The organism is Brevibacillus sedimenti (genome assembly GCF_020923495.1).
Taxonomy (GTDB): domain Bacteria; phylum Bacillota; class Bacilli; order Brevibacillales; family Brevibacillaceae; genus Brevibacillus; species Brevibacillus aydinogluensis.
The window spans coordinates 734,693-755,818 of record NZ_CP064048.1; the positions used below are offsets into that span (position 1 = coordinate 734,693).

The following is a 21,126-nucleotide window of genomic DNA, read 5'->3' on the forward strand; positions in this document are numbered from 1 at the left end:
CCGCCCGAAACCCGGACGGCCGCGCGTAAGCGGCAGGGTACGGGTTCAGGCGGCAGGTTACGCACCAATATGTAACTTTTCCAATTTTTGTTTGATCAACTCCACCACGCCGACCCGCTGCATGTCCACGTACACCCGGGTAGAGGCGTCGGGAACGACGATGATGCCGAGCTGGTGGTGGTTGCCCGCGTAGACGGCGCACTGCACAAACTTGATCTCACCGTCGCGGGTGAGCACCTCCATTTTGCAAAAAGCCGGATTCACCTGCAGCGCCGGGTACAGGTCCTCTTTGTCGCGAACGTTTAGCCCGTTTACCTTGACGATGACCTCTCCCGGCCGAATGCCGATCTCTTCCGCCGGCGTTCCCGGTATGATCGCCATCACCTTGACCCCTCGGGACGAAGGGACAAAATACGGCGCCCGCTGCCGTTCCTGCCATTGGCTCAACAGGAACAGTCCTTCATGCCCCAGGAGGGCAAACAGCGCGGCCAGCAGCGTCAACGGAGCCCACAAGACGGCCAGCGCAGCCAGTCCGAGCAGCCCCACCGCGTACAGCGCCAACTGCCTGGCGATTTGACGCGCCTTCCCTTCCGGCGTCTGCGTCTGCGTCCAGTCGGAGTAACCCGTCACTGTCGGCAGCAGCAGGAGGCCGTACGATGCGGTCTCGGGCGAAAAGAACGGCCAGCCCGGATAAAGCGCTCCGCTCAGACTGCCCGGCTCCACCTGCACAAACAGGGCCAGCGGTGTCAGCCAAAACGAATGCAGCAGGTACGCGCCCACAATCCGCCCCCGCTTTCCTTCGACAAACAGGGGCGAGGCGTCCCGTCCCCCATTCCAGCTGACGAGCATGGCTTCGATCAGATGCATCACGGCGACCAGCGCCAGAAGCGGCAGCGGCTTTGCCTGTCCGATCGCATTCCACACCGGGCCGATCACCGGGATGTCCACCGCCCCCGGAGCCACCTGGACAATCATATGGAGCAGGGTCAGCAAGCCGGCTGCGTAGGCAAAACACAGAAAGCGCAGTCGAATCAGGGCGAGCAGCAGCGCCAGCCCCCACAGCAGCCAGAGGTCCTGCACCTGGACCACGATACCCAGCCCCACGGCCAACAGGGAGACCAGCAGCCCTCCCGCTGCTCCCATGCCCAGGGAACGCATCGTCTGGAGAAAGGGCGTCTGGATGCGCACGGCAAACAACTGCCGTTCCAGGTTCATCTGCTTGCGATAGTGCAGGTAAATGACGAACAGAAACAGATAGAAAAACGGGTGGAGAAAAAACTGCCCAAACCCGTATGCAATCGATAGGAGATCGCCATGTAATGCCAATTGCCTCACCTCTGTCGCAAAAAAGGAACCACGGCTTTCTCTGCCGTGGTTACCATTTCTACGACTGGCAAGGGATTCCCTGCCTGGCTGGGCTGGATTATTTTGCCTTCGCATCGCGGCTGACGACGTCCAGCGCCTTTTGCAGCTGGAGGTCGTTGTCCGGCTTTCTGATTTCTTCCCGCAGGCTGTCCTCCAGAGCCGTTCGCGTCGCCGCATCCACCTTGCCGGTGACCGGCAGTTTGTGCGCCGCCTGGAACTGCTTCACCGCCTGCTCTGTCTTTTCGTCGAAATAGCCGTCGTTTCGGCCCGGCGACAGCTTCAGGCCGCTGAGAATCAACTGCAGGTTTTTCACGTCGCTGCCGGCCATGTCGCGGGCCAGCACCTTGTCCGTCGGCAGTTGGGTGGCGTTGAAGTAGTCAGGCTGGGAGACCTTCACGTCCGGTTCGATGCCCTTTTCGTGAATCCAGTTGCCTTTGGGTGTCAGCCACTTGGCGATGGTCAGCTTGAGCTGGCTCTTGTCCGCCATCTCCATCGTGCTTTGCACCGTGCCTTTGCCAAACGACTTCTCCCCGATCAGTTTATAGCCGCCGCTCTCGCGCATCGCGCTGGCAAGAATCTCGGAAGCACTGGCGCTGCCTGCGTTGATCAGTACGGCGATCGGATATGGTTTGGCCTCGTCGGCCTTGGAGAAGTATTCTTCCTTCTCCTTGCTGTTCGATCCGTATTCGATCTGGACAATCTTGCCCCGATTCGGGATGAGCACTTCGCCGATCTCTTTGACGGCCAGCAGATACCCGCCGGGGTTGCCGCGCACGTCGATGACCAGGCCGCCGATCCCCTTTTTCTCCAGGTCGGCCAGTTGTTCCTTGAAGTGGTCCGCCGTATCGCTGGAGAATTGGGTCAGGCTGATTACGCCGATCTTGACCCCGTTCTTCTCAATGATCTGACTGGTGACCGTCTCAATCGGGATGTCGTCCCGAATGCAGACGATGGTCAGCGGCTCCGGCACGCCCGGCCGCATGATCTTGAGCACTGCTTTGGTGCCTTTGGGCCCGCGGATTTTGGTGACCGCCTGATGCAGGTCCAACCCTTCCAGCGACTCGCCGTTGACGCTGATAATCTGGTCGTTTGGCTTAAGCCCCGCCTTTTCCGCCGGGGAATTTTTGAACGGGGAGACGACGGTCACGCGTCCGTTTTGCATCGTCACTTCCGTCCCGATTCCCTGAAAGGTGGAGTGAAGCGTCGAGTTGAACTCTTCCGCTGTCGCGGGGTCCATGTAGTCGCTGTACGGATCTTTCAGCGAACCGACCATGCCGCTGATCGCCCCTTCGACCAGTTGGCCGGTTGACACGTTTTCAATGTACTCCTGCTTGATGGCCGAATAGGCTTCCAGCAGCTTTTTAAACTCTTGCGGATACTCCTGGCTGCCTCTGAACAGCGAGCTTGCCGAAGCAGTTATCGTCCCGTTGCTGCTCCCGCCAGACCAGTTTTTCATCAGACCCATGGTGAGAAAACTGCTGGCGACCATGGAGACAAGCACAAGCGCAAGCACGGAACGTCCATTCCATTTCATCGTCACGACACCATCCTTTGTGCTCCCGTAAGAAAAGGTATGCAGCTAGTGTATGCAACTGCGCATGGCAATATTTGCCGAAAAACCGTTACCGCATGCAGGGGAGCAAGGTCGACAGCTGCTTACGTACCGAACAAATGAAGACGTCTGCCCGATTATGCGTTTTCTCGGACCGCTGACCCATTCACCCTGTTCATATCTGCCAGTCTGGCCGCTTCTTGGTTGATTGATGCAAGAAACAGCAAACTTTTCTTCTTTAAATTTTATGGCCGCAAAGCCTGTTCTCCTGCTTGTTCCGTTGCGCTTGCTCATCTGTTGCTGTCTGCGGCCGCCTTCCTCCTGCATAAGCCGGCGAAAAACTGCGGTATAATGGCACACCTCTCTCATTGTACCACACGCGCAGGGGGCGGCAGAGAGTTGACGGAAACTTCCAATCACCGACTGTGTGGGGAGGAGAAAAGGGATGAGCGTCAGGCGGTACCCCACCGCAAACAGCAGCCGATTGAACAATCGGGAAGCCCGGAAAGTGACCGTGATTCCTTCTTTCCGTGCTTCCCGTTTCTGCGAGAACGCGTATGGTTATCTGAGATACGGCATCGGGTCAACGGCAACGTCATTGCGATAGACGGTAAAGTGCAGATGGTTGCCGGTGGAGCGTCCCGTGGAGCCGACTTTGGCAATCACCTGACCGGTTTCGACTCGTTGTCCCACTGACACCAGGATACCGCCTTCCATGATGTGGCCGTAGAGCGTGGTCAGCTCATTGTTGTGCTTGATCATCACCGTGTTGCCGAATCCGCGGGCATAACCGGCAAACATTACGATGCCAGGTGCTGCCGCCTTGATCGGTGTCCCTTTGGGCGCGGCCATATCCACGCCGTTGTGTCCCGCCGAGCGGCCGGTGAACGGGTCGCGGCGCACGCCGAAACCGGACGAGAAGCGGAACAGTCCGTCATCGATCGGCAGCGCCAGGCGTCCGCCCTTGTAGCCGCTGCCGCTGGAAGTCATGGCGCGGAGCCGTTCCGCCAATTTGGCCTCTTCCTGCTTCATCAGGGCGAGCAAGCTTTGTTCCTCTTCTTCGAGAATTTCGTGGAGCTCGCTTTCTTTCTTTTTCAGCTCTGCCTTGACCGCGACGCTCCGCTTGTACTGCTTGTCCAGTTCAGCCTTGAGCCTCTCCGCCTCTTCGTACATGTCAGCGTAGACGGCCAGTTGATGGTCGATCTCTTTCTTTTTCTTTTCGATGGTTTCCTTGTCGCGGATATTGTCCTCCAGAATGCGGGTGTCCTGTTCGGCAATCAGCCTGAGCCCCTGCATCCGGGTGAGGAAATCGCCGAAGTCGGAGGCGCCGAGCAGCACGTCCAGATACGAGACGTTGCCGCGTTCGTACATGGATTTGACGCGCGTCTTGAGCAGGGCATCACGTTTGGCCACGCGCTCCTTGGCCTCATCCAACTGATCCTGCGCCTCGGCCGCCTTTACCTTGGTCTCTTCCATCTGCTTTTCCAGCTTGTTCAGCTTTTTTTGCGTCTCGTTGCGCTTCAGGTCGATGTGCATCAGCTCGTTCTCCAGGTCAGCCTGCTTGCGCTGAAGCGACGAAATCTCCCCTTCGATCGCTTTTACCTGGTTTTGCTGTGCTTTTTTCTTTTTCTTGATCTCATTCAATTCCTGGTTGATCTTGTCTAGGGATGCCTTACTCGCTGCCAGGCCCACGGTCGCCGGTACGGCTGCCGCACTCAACAGGCCCGTCACCAAGAGTGATAGCAGAATCTTCTTCTTCCTCATGGTACTCCTCCCTAGTGAAATGTGTTGTCTCTTTTCACACGCCCTAGATGCGCAGGAAGCGGCGGACAGACACGAGGCTGCCCCAAATGCCGATAAACGCGCCAATGGCGGCCAGGATTAGCGCCACCTGGTAGGCGAGCGGGAACAACGGCAGCAGTTTGAAGAGTTGGACAGCCGGCATGCTGCCGTAGACGGCGTCCAGCAAATAGTAGTAGCTGACGGTGAGCAGCACGATCGGGATCAGCGCACCCAGCAGTCCCATCAGCAGACCTTCGACAAAAAACGGCCAGCGGATAAACCAGTTGGTCGCGCCCACCAGCTTCATGATCTCAATCTCCCGTCGGCGGGCCACGATGGTCAGCTTGATCGTGTTGGCAATCAAAAACATCGCGGTAAAGCCCAGACCGACGATAAAGGCGATGCCCACGTTACGAATCGTACTGGTAGCGGCAAACAGCTTTTCGACTGTGCCTTGGCCGTAGTTGACGCTTTCGACGAACTCCAGCTTTTTGATCTGCCCGGCCACGTCGGCGGTGTCCTGCGGCAGTTTGGTCTTGACGACGTACGAGTCGGGGAGCGGGTTTTCCTTTTCCAGTCCGTCAAACAGGTACGCCTTCTCGCCCATGCTCTCCTTTAGCTGCTTGAGCCCCTCGGCTTTGGGAATAAACACAACTGATTCCACTTTGGGAATCGCGCGAATGTTTTGTTCCACTTCCTTGACGTTTTCCGGAGTGGCCAGCGTATCCAAAAAGACGCGAATCTCCACCTGCTTTTCCACTGTTTGGGCCAGATGGTTGACGTTCATTGCCAGAATGAGAAAGACGCCGAGAATCAGCAGGGTAATGGTCACGGCACTGATCGAAGCGAACGTCATCCAGCCGTTCCGACCGAGGTTTTTGACCCCTTCGCGGACGTGGCGTCCCAGCGTTCTAATCTTCATAACCGTATTCCCCTCTCTGCTCGTCACGGACAATCTGTCCCGCTTCAATGGCAATTACCCGTTTTCTCATCGTGTTGACAATTTCGCGGTTATGCGTAGCCATGACCACTGTGGTGCCGCGCTGGTTGATCTCTTCAAACAGATTCATGATCTCCCAGGAGGTGTCCGGGTCCAGGTTGCCTGTCGGCTCATCGGCAATGATGATCCCTGGATTGTTGACCAGCGCCCGCGCCAGAGCGACGCGCTGCTGTTCGCCGCCGGACAGTTCGTTCGGCAGCATTTTGGCCTTGTGCTTCAATTTGACCAGGCCCAGCACATCCATCACCCGCGGCCTGATTTGCTTGGGGGGCGTCTCGATCACTTCCATGGCAAACGCCACGTTCTCGTAGACGCTGAGCGTCGGCAGCAGTTTGAAATCCTGAAACACCACGCCGATGCTGCGGCGCACCATGGGAATCTGCCGCTCCTTGATCCGGCTGACATTAAAACCGCCCAGGAAAATCTGGCCTTTGGTCGGTTTTTCTTCCCGGTACATCAATTTGATAAACGTGGACTTACCTGCACCGCTTGGTCCCACCACGTAGACAAATTCGCCCTTTTCGATGCGAACATTGATCCCTTTCAACGCATTGGTCCCGTTGGGGTAGGTCTTCCACACGTCAAACATCTCGATCAAGCCAATCACATCCTACCTTGTCAGTTCCTTGTTATGTAGTACAAAATCAGTCCGCATCCATCCATGTATCTGTTGGTTGATTGTTTCTCTATGTTTCTCTTTCCGACAAAGCTCGCACGGATCCGTCGTCCGCTGACGCTTGGTGCCAAAACACAGCGGCGACCGCTATCTCTCCTATTATACCACCCGATTTCGATGTGGGAATCCACAAAATCTCTCATTTCCTGTCGATTTCCAAAAACTTTGGCACCAATCCGACAGATTCGGCCCTGCACTTGCAAACTGGTTCCATCTACGATGATGGTCTACAATATAAGGGAATCCGCTCGGAAAGGAGACGTTTTCCATGGACAATTTTGTCTATCATAATCCCACCGAATTGATCTTTGGACGCGGGCAGCTGGAAAAGCTGAAGGAAAAAGCCGCCCAACTCGGCTCCACCGTCCTTCTGGTCTACGGCGGCGGCAGCATCAAGCGTAACGGCCTGTACGACAAGGTCATCGCCCTGCTGCAGGCGGCGGGCTGCACCATCCACGAACTGCCCGGCGTGGAGCCCAACCCGCGGCTGTCCACAGTGAAGAAAGGGATTGAACTGTGCCGCCGCGAACGGGTGGACTGGATTCTCGCGGTGGGCGGCGGCAGCGTGATTGACGCCTCCAAAGCAATCGCGGTTGGCGTGCCGTACGAGGGAGACGTCTGGGACTTCTACACTCGCAAAGCCCAACCACAGGCAGCACTGCCGCTGGGCACCGTACTGACGCTGGCAGCGACCGGCTCGGAGATGAACCGGGGCAGCGTCGTCACCAACTGGGAGACGAAAGAAAAATTTGGCGCTGGCACAACCTTCCCCACCTTCTCCATCCTCGATCCGGAGAATACCTTCAGCGTCCCCCGCGACCAAACGGTATACGGAATCTGCGACATGTTGTCGCACGTGTTTGAACAGTATTTCACCCACACGCAGGAGATTCCGCTGCAGACCCGCTTTGCCGAGTCGATTATGAAAACTGTAATCGAATACGCCGAACGGGTGCTGGCCAATCCGGAAGACTACGACGCTCGGGCCACCATTCTCTACTGCGGCACGATGGCCCTGAACGGCACCCTGCCGGTCGGCGTGGAGACGGACTGGGCCACCCACTCCATCGAGCACGCGGTGAGCGCCGTCTACGACATCCCGCACGGCGGCGGACTGGCCATCATTTTCCCGAAATGGATGCGCTACGTCTACCGCGAAAACGTGGAGCGCTTCAAGCGCTTCGCCGTGGAAGTATGGGGCGTCGACCCGTCCGGCAAGACGGACGACGAAGTGGCGCTGGAGGGCATCGCCGCCACAGAAGCGTTCTTCGCCCGCATCGGAGCCCCGACCCGTCTGGCCGACTACCAGATCGGCGACGAACATCTGGAGCTGATGGCGGAAAAAGCAACGCCGTTCGGCCCGATCGGCCGTTTCAAAAAGCTGACCAGCGACGACGTGGCCGCCATTTTGCGGATGTGCCTGTAACGTCAGAACAAAATCGAGTAGGAGGGGGTGGTTAACCCCCGTCCTCTCACACCACCGTACGTACCGACCGGTATACGGCGGTTCACCAAGCTTGACGAAGTGTGAAATATCGCTGTATCAAACTCATCAGCCCTTGTTGTTGCCAGTAGGCAATACCAAGGGCTTTGTGCATGTGCGGGGATTTTGTTGTCCGCCACGCCCCCTTTCGGGTGTTTGCGATTTCCAGTGCTCTGTTGTGAGAAAATCCAAGCGAACGAAGTTCGCGGTACCTCGTACGAACTCGTTTCCACTGCGTCCATAGACAGAGCCGGAGCCTTCGGCGAATCCATTCCTCTATTCGCAGAAGATGGGTTTTCGCCTCGGCCAGCGCAAAATACCCGATCCATCCCATGAGGTATTGGTTGAGTTTTTGAATCCTCTCCTGCATGGTCATGCTTCGATGTGGGTTGGTTAATTGGCGAATTCGTCCTTTTAACCGGGTGATCGATTTGGGATGCAGACGTATCCGCGCTTCCTTTCCCGGAATAAAGCTAAAGCCGAGGAACTTCCGGTTGCACGGGCGGTCCACCGCACTTTTCTGTTGATTTACCTTGAGTTTGAGAACCCTAGTCAAGTATCGCTCCACACTTGCCTTTACACGTTCACCCGCACGTTTGGAGCGGACGTAGATGTTGCAGTCGTCCGCATAGCGGCAGAAACGGTGTCCCCTTTTCTCCAACTCCTTGTCCAGGTCGTCTAGCAGAATGTTGGCCAACAGCGGACTTAAGGGGCCACCTTGCGGCGTGCCCTCTTCCGTCGTGACACACACTCCGTTGACCATGACTCCGGATTGCAGATAAGCGCGAATTAGTTTAAGAAGGCGCTTGTCCTTCACCTTGCGGGCAACCCGGCTCATTAGGATATCATGGTTGACCCGGTCGAAGAACTTCTCCAAGTCGATGTCGACCACATACCGGAATCCTTCGTTGATGTACTGTTGTGCTTTCCGCACAGCACTGTGAGCACGGCGGCCTGGACGGAACCCGAAGCTGGAGTCGGAGAACTCTGGGTCGAATATGGGAGTCAATACCTGCAGGATGGCCTGCTGGATGAAGCGATCTACCACGGTAGGGATGCCTAGCAATCGTATTCCCCCGTCAGGTTTCGGGATTTCGACCCTGCGGACAGGAGACGGCTTGTAGGTTCCCTTCTCGATTTGCGACCGGATGGTCGCCCAGTGCTGACGAAGGTAGTCGCGCAGTTGTTCGGTTGAAACACCGTCGATTCCCGCAGCACCTCTGTTGGCCTCCACTCGTTTGAGAGCGGCCATGAGGTTGTCCCGTGACAGCACTTTCTCCAGCATGCCCCTGACGATACTCCTCTCTTCGCACACATGTTGCTAAGCTTGCCGTACGATGCTCAGCCCTTCTCTGTACCCTCGGGGCTTCACCCCTACTATTCAGAGGAAGTTCCATTTCGGAATTCTGCTTCGACGCACCGTATCGAAAGGGATTAGAACATGTGTTGACTTGATGTTCGGCCCTTCCTCCTTCGAGCGTCCTCTATCGGAGTACTATGGCCTCTGCTGACTTCTGCATGTTCAGCGCCCCCTCGCGGAGACGGTTGCCAACGGTAGTAGGCGTATCATGCAGACCTCCCCGGGTAAGGACGGTAACTTTCGTCCCATGTACCTGCCCAATTTACTGCTGCACTCCTTGGCTGTATGGGGCTTCACCTTGTTCGGCAGGCTCGCCCGAGTACAACAGCCTCAAATTGGGTTCGTGTACCTCAGGTCAGGACTTTGCCGCCGGCTTCCTTCAGATTCCGCCTCACGGCGGACACCCTTGCCTTAAGCTAACGGTTGGTACAGCCAACCCCCGTTCGGGACTTTCACCCTATAGCTACCGCCCATGCCGGGCGCACCGAAAAAAACGGATAGGAGCCTCATCAAGGCTTCTATCCGTTTTTTTTGTCTGTGGCTGCCGATCGGCTGGCACGAATCTGTCGCTGCCGGCCGGCAACGATTATGGCCGAAGTCCACCGTTGCCGGCCCGTCTTGGCGATCAGGTGAGCGTCAAGGTACGGGACGTACTCCCACTCCCGCGCAATCCTGCTCACACCGGCGAACCGACGTCAATCAGCGATTCAATCATCACTTTTTGGCTGTTTTTCTCCACCCACGCGTGCGTCTCAGCCAGCAGGCTGCGATACGCGGCGATCTGCGCCTCCACCTGGCTGCGGGCGGTGCCGCCCAGCACGTTGCGCGCATTGACGACCGTTTCCACGGCCAGCGCCTCGTACACGTCCTCCCCGATTGCCTCGGAGAACTGCCGAAACTCATCCAGGCTCAGGTCCAGCAGGTATTTTTGATGCTCAATGCAGTAGAGCACCGTGCGGCCCACCACTTCATGCGCCTGACGGAACGGCATGCCTTGGCGAACCAGGTAGTCGGCCAGATCGGTGGCGTTGGAAAAGTCCTGCGTCACTGCCTGGCGCATCCGGTCAGCTTTCACCTGCATCGTCTGGATCATCGGCGTCAACAGGGCGAGCGCCCCGTGCAGCGTTGCCACCGTGTCAAACATGCCTTCCTTGTCTTCCTGCATGTCTTTGTTGTAGGCGAGCGGCAGCCCTTTCAGCACGGTCAACAGGCCGATTAAGTTCCCGTAGACGCGTCCGGTTTTGCCGCGCACCAGCTCGGCCACGTCGGGATTTTTCTTCTGCGGCATGATGCTGGAGCCGGTGCAAAACGCGTCATCCAGTTCCACAAACGAAAACTCCTGGCTGCTCCACATGACCAATTCTTCGCAGAGGCGCGAGAGATGGGCCATCAGGAGGGAAGCGTCCGCCAGAAATTCGACGATGAAGTCCCGGTCGCTGACAGCGTCCATGCTGTTCAGGTAGATGCCGTCAAACTGAAGCAATTCGGCTACAAACGTCCGGTCGATCGGGAATGTCGTGCCGGCCAGGGCGCCAGCGCCGAGCGGCAGGATGTTGACCCGTTTCCAGCAGTCGCGCATCCGCTCGATGTCGCGCTGCAGCATCGAGACGTACGCCATCAGATGGTAGCCGAACAGGACTGGCTGGGCCCGCTGCAGATGAGTGTAGCCGGGCATGACCGTGTCGAGATGGCGGTTGGCCTGTTCCAGCAGTGCCTCCTGCAGGTACGTGGCCAGCTGGATGATCTCCATCAGCTTCTCCCGCAGATAGAGGTGCATGTCGAGCACCACCTGGTCATTGCGGCTGCGCCCCGTGTGCAGTTTGCCCCCCACCGGGCCGATTTCCTCGATCAGCAGCTTTTCGATGTTCATGTGCACATCCTCGTGCTCGACGAGAAACTGCACCTGTCCCCGCTCGATCTTCTCCTTTACCTTTTTCAGACCGGCGATGATTTGTCTGACTTCCTCCATCGGCAGGATGCCGCACTTGCCCAGCATCGCCACGTGTGCCAGGCTGCCGACGATGTCTTGCCGCCACATCTGCTTGTCGAAGGTAATGGAAGCGGTATATTCCTCCACGAGCTGGTTCGTCGGCTTCGTGAAGCGTCCTCCCCAGAGTTTCATTGCACGATCGCATCCTTTTCGTCCAAGATCTTAATTGCCGTTTTCGCATTTTCGCGGAGCACGCCTTCATTCACCTGGGCGTACACCTTGGTCGGCAGGCCCCACAGCTTGATGAAGCCAAGTGCCGCCTTGTGGTCAAACTGATCGCCCGCCGCATAGGTGGCCAACTCGTGGCTGTAGAGCGACGACGTCGATTTGCGTCCGACGACGATGGCGTGTCCCTTGTGCAGCTTGACGCGCACGACACCGGTAACATACTGCTGTGTTTCCTCGATAAACGCCTGCAGCGCGCTGCGGATCGGCGAATACCAGAGACCTTCGTAGATCACCTGGGCCATCTTTTGCTCGATGATCGGCTTAAACTGAGCTACTTCGCGCGGCTGCGTCAAGAACTCCAACTCGCGGTGCGCCAGAATCAGCGTGGTTGCCGCCGGCGTTTCGTACACTTCGCGGGACTTGATGCCGACCAGGCGGTTTTCCACGTGGTCGATTCGGCCGACGCCGTGGTTGCCGGCGATTTTGTTCAGCTTGAGAATCAGCTCGGCCAGCGGCAGCTCTTCCCCGTTCAGCGCGGTCGGCACTCCTTTGACAAAGGTGATCTCAATCTCCTCCGGCTGGTCCGGAGCATCAGCGATCGATTTGGTCAGCTCGTACGCACCCTCTGGCGGGGCCGCCCAGGGATCTTCCAGAATGCCGCACTCGCAGCTTCTGCCCCAAAGGTTTTGGTCGATGCTGTACGGATTGTCCAGATCGATCGGAATCGGAATGTTGTGCTTTTTCGCGTACTCGATCTCTTCGTCACGGGACCATCCCCATTCGCGAACGGGCGCGACGATTTTCAGATTGGGGTTCAATGCCGTAAACGACACGTCGAAGCGCACCTGGTCGTTCCCTTTCCCGGTGCAGCCGTGGGCGACCGCCACCGCTCCCTCTTTTTCCGCGATCTCCACCAGCACGCGGGAGATCAGGTAACGGGACAGCGCTGACACCAGCGGATACTTCCCTTCGTACATGGCGTTCGCTTGCAGTGCCGGCAGCACGTACTCCTGGGCGAACGCATCCTTTGCATCCACCACGATCGATTTCAGCGCCCCCACCTGCAGCGCCTTTTTCTGCACGAACTCCAGGTCCTTGCCCTCACCCACGTCCAGCGCGACTGCGATCACGTCGTAGTTGTACGTTTCCTGCAGCCACTTGATTGCTACCGATGTATCTAAACCGCCCGAATAGGCCAATACGATTTTCTCTCTAGCCATCGTTCCCTCTCCCTGTGTGAAAATTTGTTCATGAGTAATTATACAAACTAACTTATAAAAATACAACCACTTTTCTATGCTGTCCTTTTCACTGCCTATTACCTGCTTACCTGCATCAGGCTGCGAGGGCGTAAAGCTGTTCTGCCATGCAAAAAGCCGGACCCCCCTGATGGTTGTCCGGCGCTTCCTTACTTGCGGGCGTAAGGTACCTCGGGAACGTATTCTTTTCCTTTGTGCGTGCCGATCCACTTCAATTCGGCCACGGCCAGCCGTTCAAAATTTTCCGCCACGTGAATGTCGCCCTGCGCCCTCCATCCGACGAAAATCGGATACATCCGGCGGTAAAAGCCGTTGATAAACCACATGTCAAACAGCAGGTCGGGATGAACGAGGCCGTTTTTATGCAGCACACCTACCATCTCAAAAAAGCCGTACAGCGTCACAAAGTGGTTATAGCCTTCGCTGCCGCGCGGAAAGTGGCGCAAAAACGCGTCGTAATCCAGCCCCTCTTCCGCCAGCGAGGTGTCGAACCACTGTCTCGCGGCCCGCAGCCGTTCCGATTCAAACTGATCATACAATTTCAGAATAATGTCCGCATCTTTGTACGTAGGAATCAAGCGCCATCACCTCACAAAAAGCTGCAATTCGATTCCAGTATGTCCCAGTCCAGGTAAAATGACAAGCATTGGTTGGTATTTTTCCACAAATGACCGGCATGTGAACAGCAAAATCCCCGTCTCGTCCGAGCTCCGGGGCCTTGCTGATGAAAAAGTAAGCAGGAGGCTACCCTATCGGGCCACCTCCTGCAGATGCCGCTGCGGCTGCGCGTTCTGCCGAATAATCGTTTCCAATTCATCGCGGGGCAACTCCCTGATGATGCGAATGAAATGATAGGCCAGTTCGGCGTCGAACTGCGTCCCCGCCCCGCGGCTGATCTCCTGCAGGGCCTCCTCCACCGGCAGTCCTTTGCGGTACGGCCTGTCCGCCACCATCGCGTCGAAGGCGTCAGAGATGGCCAGAATGCGGGCCATCAGCGGAATCTCTTCGCCAGCCAATCCGTCCGGATAGCCCTTGCCGTCGATTCGCTCATGGTGCGAACGGATGGCCGGCAGCAGTTCGTGAAACATGCCCGCCTGCAGGATGATATCATATCCAATCACCGTGTGCTGCTTGATCTTGTCGTACTCCTCCGGTGTTAATTTTCCACGTTTGTTGAGAATCTGATCCTCAATGCCGATTTTGCCGATGTCGTGCAAAATCCCGCCAAAATACACCTCCGCCGCCTTCTCCTCCGACAGCCCGATCGCCCGGGCAATCTCCCGTCCCCAGTGAGCCACCCGCTGGGAATGGCCGCTCGTGTAATGGTCACGGGCATCGATGGAAGCAGCCATGGCAGTGAGGAACTTGTGATTGAAGGATTTGATCTCGTCCATTTTTTGAGCGAGTTTGTGAATGCTTTCATAATATTGCCGTAAGACGATACTAATAATGACAAAAGCCGCTACCAAAGGGATGAGTGCAAGTACTCCGTAGTGATCAACCAGTCTTGCTCCCATACCCCCTATTATCAAAAGCATAATGTAGGTAGCGGAACCGCGTGTCAACATGTTTTTCACAGCAGTCGTCCAGAGAACACCGCTGTAGAAAGCGATCAAAATGGCACATAGCAGAGTGTTTACAAGCCAATATGCAAGGATCAGCAACAGGTCGGAAATCGCCCAAGGAACATGAAGTGTTTGCAAGCAGGTATGCACCCAGCCAACAATCCAGACCGTCGACAGCATTTGACCCGCGTTGGCCATTGTACGAGCAACGGAAGATCGAAACAAGAACCCAAGGATGATAACCTCCAGCAAACAAGACCAAACGGCTACCCATTCTCCCCACAGTAAAAGGCCCGACAGGATCACGGCATTATTAAGCGTTAACGTCGCATCAGGCGTCCGGAACGGAGCAAACGAACAGATAATGGTAAGCAGTGTAAAAGCAACCAAAACAGGCAAGTGGCTTTTTGGCTCCCAATACGGCAGCGCCAACAAGACCATGAAAATAACTACCGCAGGAAAAACTGCATGGATAATCAGACGCTGCAACAGTTTATCACCTTGAGTGTTTACCTGCATAATTTTTTCCTTCTCTCAGCCTTATTAAAGATACCGGCTTACTCATAAGTCGCTGCACTAATAAGAAGGCTCCCAACATGATGAACAGATCACCGATGCTGATCACTCGAGGAATAATGAGAGGCTTGTAGATGGTGTCCGCTAGAAAAGGCAGGTTTGTATCCACAGTTAACGCAATGTGTTTGAAGTCTGTCCCATTCACCAGCGCATCAATGGGGTAGGACAATCGCTGCGCCTGCTCCAGATCAACCGGCATTTTCCCCATGTTCGCCCAAATGACCAACGCGTTTAACAACCAGCCAATCATGAATACACGCATATCCTCATGCTGACGGTTACTAAAGAAGAAATACAGCACAAACACATAGGATATGCTGACCAGCCACCCCGACCACTGGGGAACAAACTGTGACATGATTTGCAATCCAATACTGGCAATGAGACTCCACAATGCTGCAAACTTTGGCAACTCTTTTATCCGGCCGCCTCGGAAAAATCCAATCGCAAAAGAAAGAGCGACGACATCAAGCATGTAAGCCCCTCCCAACACAGTGAAAAAACACCACTAAAAAGCGGTGTTTTTCCGCGAACAACGCTATTATGTCTATTACCAAGACGTCCAGTTTGCAGAAGTTGCAGCAACAATACCGGCTACCAGCAGGACAGCAACGAACCATTTTTTCATTCCCATTCCCCCCTTTTCCATAGTGGAGAAAGCTGGTTTCGCTACTTGGGAAGACACAGGCCAAGCGACCACATACAGCCTGTGCCCGGCTTTCCTCTTTCCGTTCGAAAAGAGGGCGGATTCGCTACTGGCTCCGTACAGACCAAGCGACCAAATACAGTCTGTACCTCATCGCGCTTCCTACCTATATTTTACACGTTGATGACAAATTTCGGCAATGATAGATTCATAGTCTATTAGCTTCAATTTCCTGCTGGTAAGAAATTCCTATTACTCTCTGACAACATTACAACAAGGTTGCCAAGACTGCCTTCTGCGCGTGGAGACGATTTTCCGCCTGGTCAAAGATGACGGAGTGGGGACCGTCAATCACGCCGGACGACACTTCTTCTCCGCGGTGCGCAGGCAGGCAGTGCATGAACAGGTAAGCGGGATCGGCGTGTTGGACAAGCTGCTCGTTTACCTGATAGGATGCAAAATCCTTGAGGCGCTGCTCGTTTTCCGCTTCAAAGCCCATGCTGGTCCACACATCCGTGTAGATGACGTCGGCGCCGTGCACCGCTTCGACGGGATCGTGCGTGACGACCACCTGGCCGCCGCTGGCCTGTGCGTACGCGACAGCCTTGTTCACGATGGCTCCGTCCATCTCGTAACCCGGCGGCGTGGCGACGCGCACGTCCAGACCCAGCAGTGCTGCCGCCAGCACGAGCGAGTTGGCGACGTTGTTGCCATCGCCCACATAGGCCAGTTTGACGCCCTGCAGTGTTCCCTTGTGCTCCCAGATCGTCAGCATGTCGGCCAGCGCCTGACACGGGTGGAACTGGTCGGTCAGGCCGTTGATGATCGGAATGCTGGCGTGTTCGGCCAGCTCCTCCACCCTTGTGTGGGAAAACGTGCGGATCATGATGGCGTCGACGTAGCGGGACATCACCTTGGCCGTATCGCTGATCGGCTCGCCGCGTCCGAGCTGCAGTTCCTTGCCGCTCAAAAACATGCTCATGCCACCCAATTGGTACATGCCTACTTCAAAGGAAACGCGGGTGCGCGTCGACGATTTGTCGAAAATCATCCCCAGTGTCTTCCCTTTGAGCGGTTGATACGGCTGACCGCTTTTTTGCCGCTGTTTGAGCTCGGCGGCAAACTGCAGGAGCCAGGTCAACTCTTCTGCGCTAAATTCATCGACGCGAAGCAAATCTTTTCCTTTACAACTGGCCAATTGCTCGCTTGCAAAGTGACCCAATATCTTCACAGGCTGCATGCCCTTCACCTCTATTCTCCGTAATGGATTCCACGTACAGCGCAAACGTCTCTACAGCAGTAAACAGCGGAACTCCCTGCTGGACCAGCCGGCTCCGCAGGGTAAAGCCGCTGCGTCCCCGCCGGTTCCCCTTGGTGGCAGTGATGAGCGAAAAAGCTACGACTTCCCTCTGCAGCAGCGCGGCCAGATCCTGTTCGTCCGCGACCACGTGCGTAACGGTAAAGCCGATTGCCCCCAGCCAGGCTGCCGTTCCCGCTGTGGCCGCCCAGACTGCGCCCTGTTCCTGCAGCTTCCGAATGACGGGCAGCACGCCGTCCGTCTTATCGGCATCGGCCAGGGAGAGGAAGCAGATCTGCCCCCTTTGCCACGGGCGGTGCACGCTGTCTTTAAAGGCGAACGCCTTGCGCGCCGCTTCCGGGAAGGAACGGCCCAGCCCCAGCACTTCCCCGGTCGATTTCATCTCCGGTCCCAGGGCCGGATCGACGCCGCTCAATTTCACGGTGGAAAAGACGGGTGCCTTGACGACGGCGAACGGAATGTCCGGCAGCAGCCCTGTCCCATAGCCCATGCCGGCCAGTTTTTCACCCAGTTGGGCGCGCACGGCCAGCTCCACCATGGGGATGCCGGTCACTTTGCTGGTAATCGGCACGGTCCGCGACGCGCGCGGGTTTACTTCCAGGACGTAGACCGTCTCGTCGTGAATCACGAACTGAATGTTGATCAGACCGACCGCCCCCATCTCGCGGGCGATCGCCTCTGTGTACCGTGCGATCGTCTGTTTGACACTATCGGACAGATCCGGCGCCGGGAAAAGCGCCACGCTGTCGCCCGAGTGGATGCCCGCCTTCTCCACATGCTGAAAAATGCCTGGGATGAGCACGGACTCGCCATCGCACACAGCGTCCACTTCTGCTTCCCGGCCGGGAACGAATTTGTCCACCAGGAGCGGGAAAAAGACCTGGCTGTCAGGGTGGTTGAGCCACTCCGCGATCGTGGCCGACAGCTCCTCGACGTTATGGGCGACCACCATGCCCTGACCGCCGATCACGTAGGACGGGCGCAGCAGCACCGGATAGCCGATCGTTGCCGCCACCTCCGCCGCTTCCTCCAGGGAAGACACCCCTTTGCCCGGGATGTGCGGTATCTCCAGCTTGCGCAGCATCGCGTAGAACCGTTCACGATCCTCCGCCCGTTCGATCGCATCCAGCGACGTGCCGAGCACGGTCAGGCCGGCCGCAGCCAGCTTGGCCGCCAGGTTGATCGCCGTCTGGCCGCCGAACTGGACCATGACGCCATCCACACCCTCACACTCCGCCACGTGCAGCACGTCCTCCACGTGCAGCGGCTCAAAATACAGATGGTTGGCCGTCTCGTAATCGGTGCTGACCGTCTCCGGGTTGTTGTTGACGACGACAGCGGCGATGCCCTTGGCCTGGAGCGCCTTGGCCGCGTGAACGGAGCAGTAGTCAAACTCGATCCCCTGTCCGATGCGGATCGGGCCGGAGCCGAGCACCAGCACTTTGCGCCCGGTCAGCTCCTCTACTTCGTCGTCCCCCTGCCAATCGGAGTAATAGTACGGCGTCTGCGCGTCAAACTCGGCCGCGCAGGTGTCCACGATCTTGTACGACGGCCGGATGCCGGCCTGATCCCGCAGCGCTTTGACTTCGGCCGTCGTGCGTCCGATCAGGGCGGCAATCGTCTCGTCCGCAAATCCGCGCCGCTTTGCTTCCGCCAGCAGCTCGGGGGCCAGCGTATCGCTCTGGGCCAACTGCTGCTCCAGCGCCACGATCCGGCCCACGCTGCGCAGGAAAAACGGATCGATGCCAGTCAGGGCGTGCAATTCGTCCTCGCTGAACCCTTGGCGGATCGCCTCAGCCAGTGCAAACAGGCGGACATCGGTCGCATCCCGCAGCAGCCCCGCCAGCTCGTCCCGGCTGCATGCAGCCAGCTCCGGACGGACGAGGTGGGTGCAGCCCTGCTCCAGCGAGCGGACCGCCTTGAGCAACGCCGCTTCCAGGTTGCGGGCAATCGACATCACTTCGCCGGTCGCCTTCATCTGCGTGCCCAACTGACGGTCGGCCAGCGGGAATTTGTCAAACGGCCAGCGAGGAATTTTCACCACGACGTAATCCAGCGTCGGCTCAAAGCTGGCGTATGTGTAACCGGTAATCGGGTTGAGCACTTCGTCCAGGTTGTAGCCCAGCGCCAGCTTGGCGGCGATCCGGGCGATCGGATAGCCCGTCGCTTTGGAAGCCAGCGCGCTGGAGCGGCTCACCCGCGGGTTCACTTCGATCAGATAGTAGCGATCCGACTTCGGATCAAGCGCAAACTGGATGTTGCAGCCGCCGACTACACCCAGCGCGCGGATGACCTTGGTGGAGACGCTGCGCAGCATCTGGTACTGCCGGTCGGTCAGCGTCTGCGACGGGGCGACGACGATGCTGTCCCCCGTGTGGATGCCCACCGGGTCCAGATTTTCCATGTTACAAACGATGATGCAGGTATCGTTCGCGTCCCGCATCACTTCATACTCGATTTCCTTCCAGCCCTTGACGCTGCGCTCGATCAGCACCTGGCCGATCGGGCTGGCAGCGATGCCTTGAGCCGCCACCGTGCGCAGTGACTGTTCGTCTTCGGCGATGCCGCCCCCGGCGCCCCCCAGTGTATAGGCGGGGCGCACGATGACCGGATACCCGATTGAATCGGCAAACGCGACGGCCGCTTCCACCGACTCCACGGTCGTGCTCTCAGGCACCGGTTCGCCGATTTGCTTCATCAACTGCTTGAACAGCTCCCGGTCTTCCCCGTTCTGGATGGCGGACAGCGGCGTGCCCAACAGTTCCACCCCGTATTGGGCGAGCACTCCCGCTTCGGCCAGGGCGACCGCCAGATTGAGCCCTGTCTGACCGCCCAGGGTGGGCAGGAGACCGTCGGGCCGCTCTTTGGCGATGATCGCCGTCAGGGACTCTACCGTGAGCGGCTCCAGATACACTTTGTCAGCTACGTGTTCGTCCGTCATGATCGTGGCCGGGTTGTTGTTCACCAACACGACCTGCACCCCGGCTTCTTTCAACGAGAGGCAGGCCTGCGCCCCGGCGTAGTCAAATTCCGCCGCCTGGCCGATGACAATCGGCCCCGACCCGATGACCAATACTTTGTGAATGTGCGGCAATTTAGGCATATCTCTTCGCTCCCACTACGCGCATCGACTGCAGGAATTGGTAAAAAACGTGCGTTGTGTCGTTTGGACCCGGATGCGCTTCCGGGTGAAACTGTACGCTCATGATCGGCAGAGAGGTGTGGCTCAGCCCTTCCACCGACCGGTCGTTGACATTGCGGTACGTCACGGTCAACAGCCGTTTGTCCAGGGTTTCTTCCCTCACCACGTACCCGTGGTTTTGCGAGGTCATGTAGACTTTCCCGGTGGCCAGTTCCTTGACCGGATGATTGCTCCCCCGGTGTCCGTAAGTCAGCTTTTCCGTCTTGGCGCCAAACATCAGCGCCAGCACCTGGTGTCCCAGGCAGATACCCAGCGTCGGATACTGTTCCGCCGCCTTCCGCCACTCGCCGCAGTAGGCGAGCAGGTCGGCCGGGTCGCCGGGCCCGTTGGAAAAGAGCAGGCCGTCCGGCTGCAGCGCCTGAATCTGTGAAAACGGGGTGTCAAACGGCACAACCGTCACGCGGCAGCCAAGTTCCAACAGCGATTCCAAAATCGACTGTTTCATGCCCAGATCGATGATCACCACGTGTTCCTGATTCCCGGGGTAGCGCTGAATGTGACGGCTGGAGACGTCGGCGACCAGCGATTTTTTCCGATGCGCGGAGCCAAGCGCCGCCACCTCCTCCACGCTCAACGGCCGGTCAGCAATCGCACCGTACAGCGGACCCGACTGACGCACCCGCTTGGTGATCGTCCGCGTATCGATCCCGGCCAGGATCGGGAAGCCAAACGCCTCCGCAGCTTCCGCCAGCGTGCGGCGGGATTGGTAGTGGCTCGGCGCACTGCACAGCTCGCTGACGACCATTCCCGCCAGGGCGGGCTTTGCCGCTTCGTAATCGGTGTCGTTTATCCCGTAATTACCGATCAGCGGATACGTAAAGGTGACGATCTGCCCCGCAAAGGACGGATCGGTCATCACTTCCTGGTATCCCGTCATCCCTGTATGAAAAACCACTTCGCCATATCCTGTGAGCGGAGCGCCGTACAGCGTCCCGGCAAATACTTCTCCGCTCTCCAGTGTCAAATATCCCGGGCCCAACCCTTTTCTCTCACCATTCATCTATGAAAGCCACTCCTCTCCAAAGGGCACTCTCTCACGAAAATTTATGCAACGTCATGTATTAATATACATTTTGAATTATAAAAATGCAACGAGTTTTTTCAACGGGATCTGAAAGCCGCGTTCCGACTCGCTGCATGGATGTGCCCGATTCCCCTGCATCAGCGGCCAAGCCGGGTCACAC

The 21,126-nt window shown here is 57.3% G+C and carries 15 protein-coding genes and 1 riboswitch; of the genes, 1 reads left to right on the forward strand and 14 read right to left on the reverse strand.

Annotated features, from left to right (window positions below; all coding sequences use genetic code 11):
• Positions 1 to 57 precede the first annotated feature (57 nt).
• The 5 genes from IRT44_RS03530 to ftsE all read right to left on the reverse strand — a co-directional run bounded on the left by IRT44_RS03530 (position 58) and on the right by ftsE (position 6,297).
• Positions 58 to 1,326, reverse strand: a complete 1,269-nt coding sequence (locus IRT44_RS03530; RefSeq protein ID WP_230077456.1) for a PDZ domain-containing protein — start codon at positions 1,324 to 1,326, stop codon at positions 58 to 60.
• 97 nt (positions 1,327 to 1,423) lie between these two features.
• Positions 1,424 to 2,899 carry a S41 family peptidase gene (locus tag IRT44_RS03535; RefSeq protein ID WP_230077457.1) on the reverse strand — a complete coding sequence of 492 codons (1,476 nt, stop codon included), beginning with the start codon at positions 2,897 to 2,899 and terminating at the stop codon, positions 1,424 to 1,426.
• Between the two features lie 579 nt (positions 2,900 to 3,478).
• A complete protein-coding gene (locus IRT44_RS03540; protein ID WP_171567286.1) occupies positions 3,479 to 4,681 on the reverse strand; it encodes a murein hydrolase activator EnvC family protein in 1,203 nt (400 codons plus the stop codon).
• 43 nt (positions 4,682 to 4,724) lie between these two features.
• Positions 4,725 to 5,621 carry a permease-like cell division protein FtsX gene (ftsX, locus tag IRT44_RS03545; protein WP_171567285.1) on the reverse strand — a complete coding sequence of 299 codons (897 nt, stop codon included), beginning with the start codon at positions 5,619 to 5,621 and terminating at the stop codon, positions 4,725 to 4,727.
• Entirely contained in the window at positions 5,611 to 6,297 is a 687-nt protein-coding gene (ftsE, locus tag IRT44_RS03550; protein WP_171567284.1) for a cell division ATP-binding protein FtsE, read from the reverse strand. Before ftsE ends, ftsX begins: the two co-directional genes overlap by 11 nt.
• A gap of 346 nt (positions 6,298 to 6,643) precedes the next feature.
• On the opposite strand from ftsE, the gene IRT44_RS03555 reads away from it, so the two are divergent.
• Entirely contained in the window at positions 6,644 to 7,801 is a 1,158-nt protein-coding gene (locus IRT44_RS03555) for an iron-containing alcohol dehydrogenase (RefSeq protein ID WP_171567283.1), read from the forward strand.
• 82 nt (positions 7,802 to 7,883) lie between these two features.
• Here the strand turns inward: IRT44_RS03555 and ltrA are convergent, their stop codons facing one another.
• The 9 genes from ltrA to IRT44_RS03600 all read right to left on the reverse strand — a co-directional run bounded on the left by ltrA (position 7,884) and on the right by IRT44_RS03600 (position 20,942).
• A complete protein-coding gene (gene ltrA, locus IRT44_RS03560; RefSeq protein WP_212133750.1) occupies positions 7,884 to 9,143 on the reverse strand; it encodes a group II intron reverse transcriptase/maturase in 1,260 nt (419 codons plus the stop codon).
• 751 nt (positions 9,144 to 9,894) lie between these two features.
• Complete coding sequence (argH, locus tag IRT44_RS03565) at positions 9,895 to 11,340, reverse strand: argininosuccinate lyase (RefSeq protein ID WP_230077458.1); 1,446 nt, start codon at positions 11,338 to 11,340, stop codon at positions 9,895 to 9,897.
• Complete coding sequence (locus IRT44_RS03570) at positions 11,337 to 12,596, reverse strand: argininosuccinate synthase (protein WP_171567281.1); 1,260 nt, start codon at positions 12,594 to 12,596, stop codon at positions 11,337 to 11,339. Before IRT44_RS03570 ends, argH begins: the two co-directional genes overlap by 4 nt.
• 188 nt (positions 12,597 to 12,784) lie before the next feature.
• The gene (locus IRT44_RS03575; protein WP_230077459.1) at positions 12,785 to 13,213 is read right to left on the reverse strand and encodes a DUF4760 domain-containing protein; all 429 of its coding nucleotides are present in this window, start codon (positions 13,211 to 13,213) and stop codon (positions 12,785 to 12,787) included.
• Between the two features lie 171 nt (positions 13,214 to 13,384).
• Positions 13,385 to 14,152 (reverse strand): HD-GYP domain-containing protein, encoded by a 768-nt coding sequence (locus tag IRT44_RS03580; protein WP_230077460.1) that lies wholly within the window; start codon positions 14,150 to 14,152, stop codon positions 13,385 to 13,387.
• Between the two features lie 544 nt (positions 14,153 to 14,696).
• Positions 14,697 to 15,251 (reverse strand): DUF5317 domain-containing protein, encoded by a 555-nt coding sequence (locus tag IRT44_RS03585; protein ID WP_171567278.1) that lies wholly within the window; start codon positions 15,249 to 15,251, stop codon positions 14,697 to 14,699.
• Positions 15,252 to 15,508: 257 nt separating this feature from the next.
• Positions 15,509 to 15,591: riboswitch (cyclic di-GMP riboswitch) on the reverse strand.
• A gap of 99 nt (positions 15,592 to 15,690) precedes the next feature.
• A complete protein-coding gene (argF, locus tag IRT44_RS03590) occupies positions 15,691 to 16,662 on the reverse strand; it encodes an ornithine carbamoyltransferase (RefSeq protein ID WP_212133385.1) in 972 nt (323 codons plus the stop codon).
• Positions 16,607 to 19,843, reverse strand: a complete 3,237-nt coding sequence (gene carB, locus IRT44_RS03595; protein WP_212133384.1) for a carbamoyl-phosphate synthase (glutamine-hydrolyzing) large subunit — start codon at positions 19,841 to 19,843, stop codon at positions 16,607 to 16,609. The genes argF and carB overlap by 56 nt, the downstream gene beginning before the upstream one ends.
• Positions 19,836 to 20,942 (reverse strand): carbamoyl phosphate synthase small subunit, encoded by a 1,107-nt coding sequence (locus IRT44_RS03600; protein ID WP_171567275.1) that lies wholly within the window; start codon positions 20,940 to 20,942, stop codon positions 19,836 to 19,838. Before IRT44_RS03600 ends, carB begins: the two co-directional genes overlap by 8 nt.
• Positions 20,943 to 21,126: the final 184 nt, after the last annotated feature.

Excerpts from the sequence above, each read along its gene's own strand:
- IRT44_RS03535 (WP_230077457.1), bottom strand. The coding sequence starts at position 2,899 with ATGAAATGGAATGGACGTTCCGTGCTTGCGCTTGTGCTTGTCTCCATG.
- IRT44_RS03540 (WP_171567286.1), bottom strand. The coding sequence starts at position 4,681 with ATGAGGAAGAAGAAGATTCTGCTATCACTCTTGGTGACGGGCCTGTTG.
- ftsX (WP_171567285.1), bottom strand. The coding sequence starts at position 5,621 with ATGAAGATTAGAACGCTGGGACGCCACGTCCGCGAAGGGGTCAAAAAC.
- IRT44_RS03555 (WP_171567283.1), top strand. The coding sequence starts at position 6,644 with ATGGACAATTTTGTCTATCATAATCCCACCGAATTGATCTTTGGACGC.
- ltrA (WP_212133750.1), bottom strand. The coding sequence starts at position 9,143 with ATGCTGGAGAAAGTGCTGTCACGGGACAACCTCATGGCCGCTCTCAAA.
- argH (WP_230077458.1), bottom strand. The coding sequence starts at position 11,340 with ATGAAACTCTGGGGAGGACGCTTCACGAAGCCGACGAACCAGCTCGTG.
- IRT44_RS03570 (WP_171567281.1), bottom strand. The coding sequence starts at position 12,596 with ATGGCTAGAGAGAAAATCGTATTGGCCTATTCGGGCGGTTTAGATACA.
- IRT44_RS03580 (WP_230077460.1), bottom strand. The coding sequence starts at position 14,152 with ATGGGAGCAAGACTGGTTGATCACTACGGAGTACTTGCACTCATCCCT.
- IRT44_RS03585 (WP_171567278.1), bottom strand. The coding sequence starts at position 15,251 with ATGCTTGATGTCGTCGCTCTTTCTTTTGCGATTGGATTTTTCCGAGGC.
- argF (WP_212133385.1), bottom strand. The coding sequence starts at position 16,662 with ATGCAGCCTGTGAAGATATTGGGTCACTTTGCAAGCGAGCAATTGGCC.
- carB (WP_212133384.1), bottom strand. The coding sequence starts at position 19,843 with ATGCCTAAATTGCCGCACATTCACAAAGTATTGGTCATCGGGTCGGGG.
- IRT44_RS03600 (WP_171567275.1), bottom strand. The coding sequence starts at position 20,942 with ATGAATGGTGAGAGAAAAGGGTTGGGCCCGGGATATTTGACACTGGAG.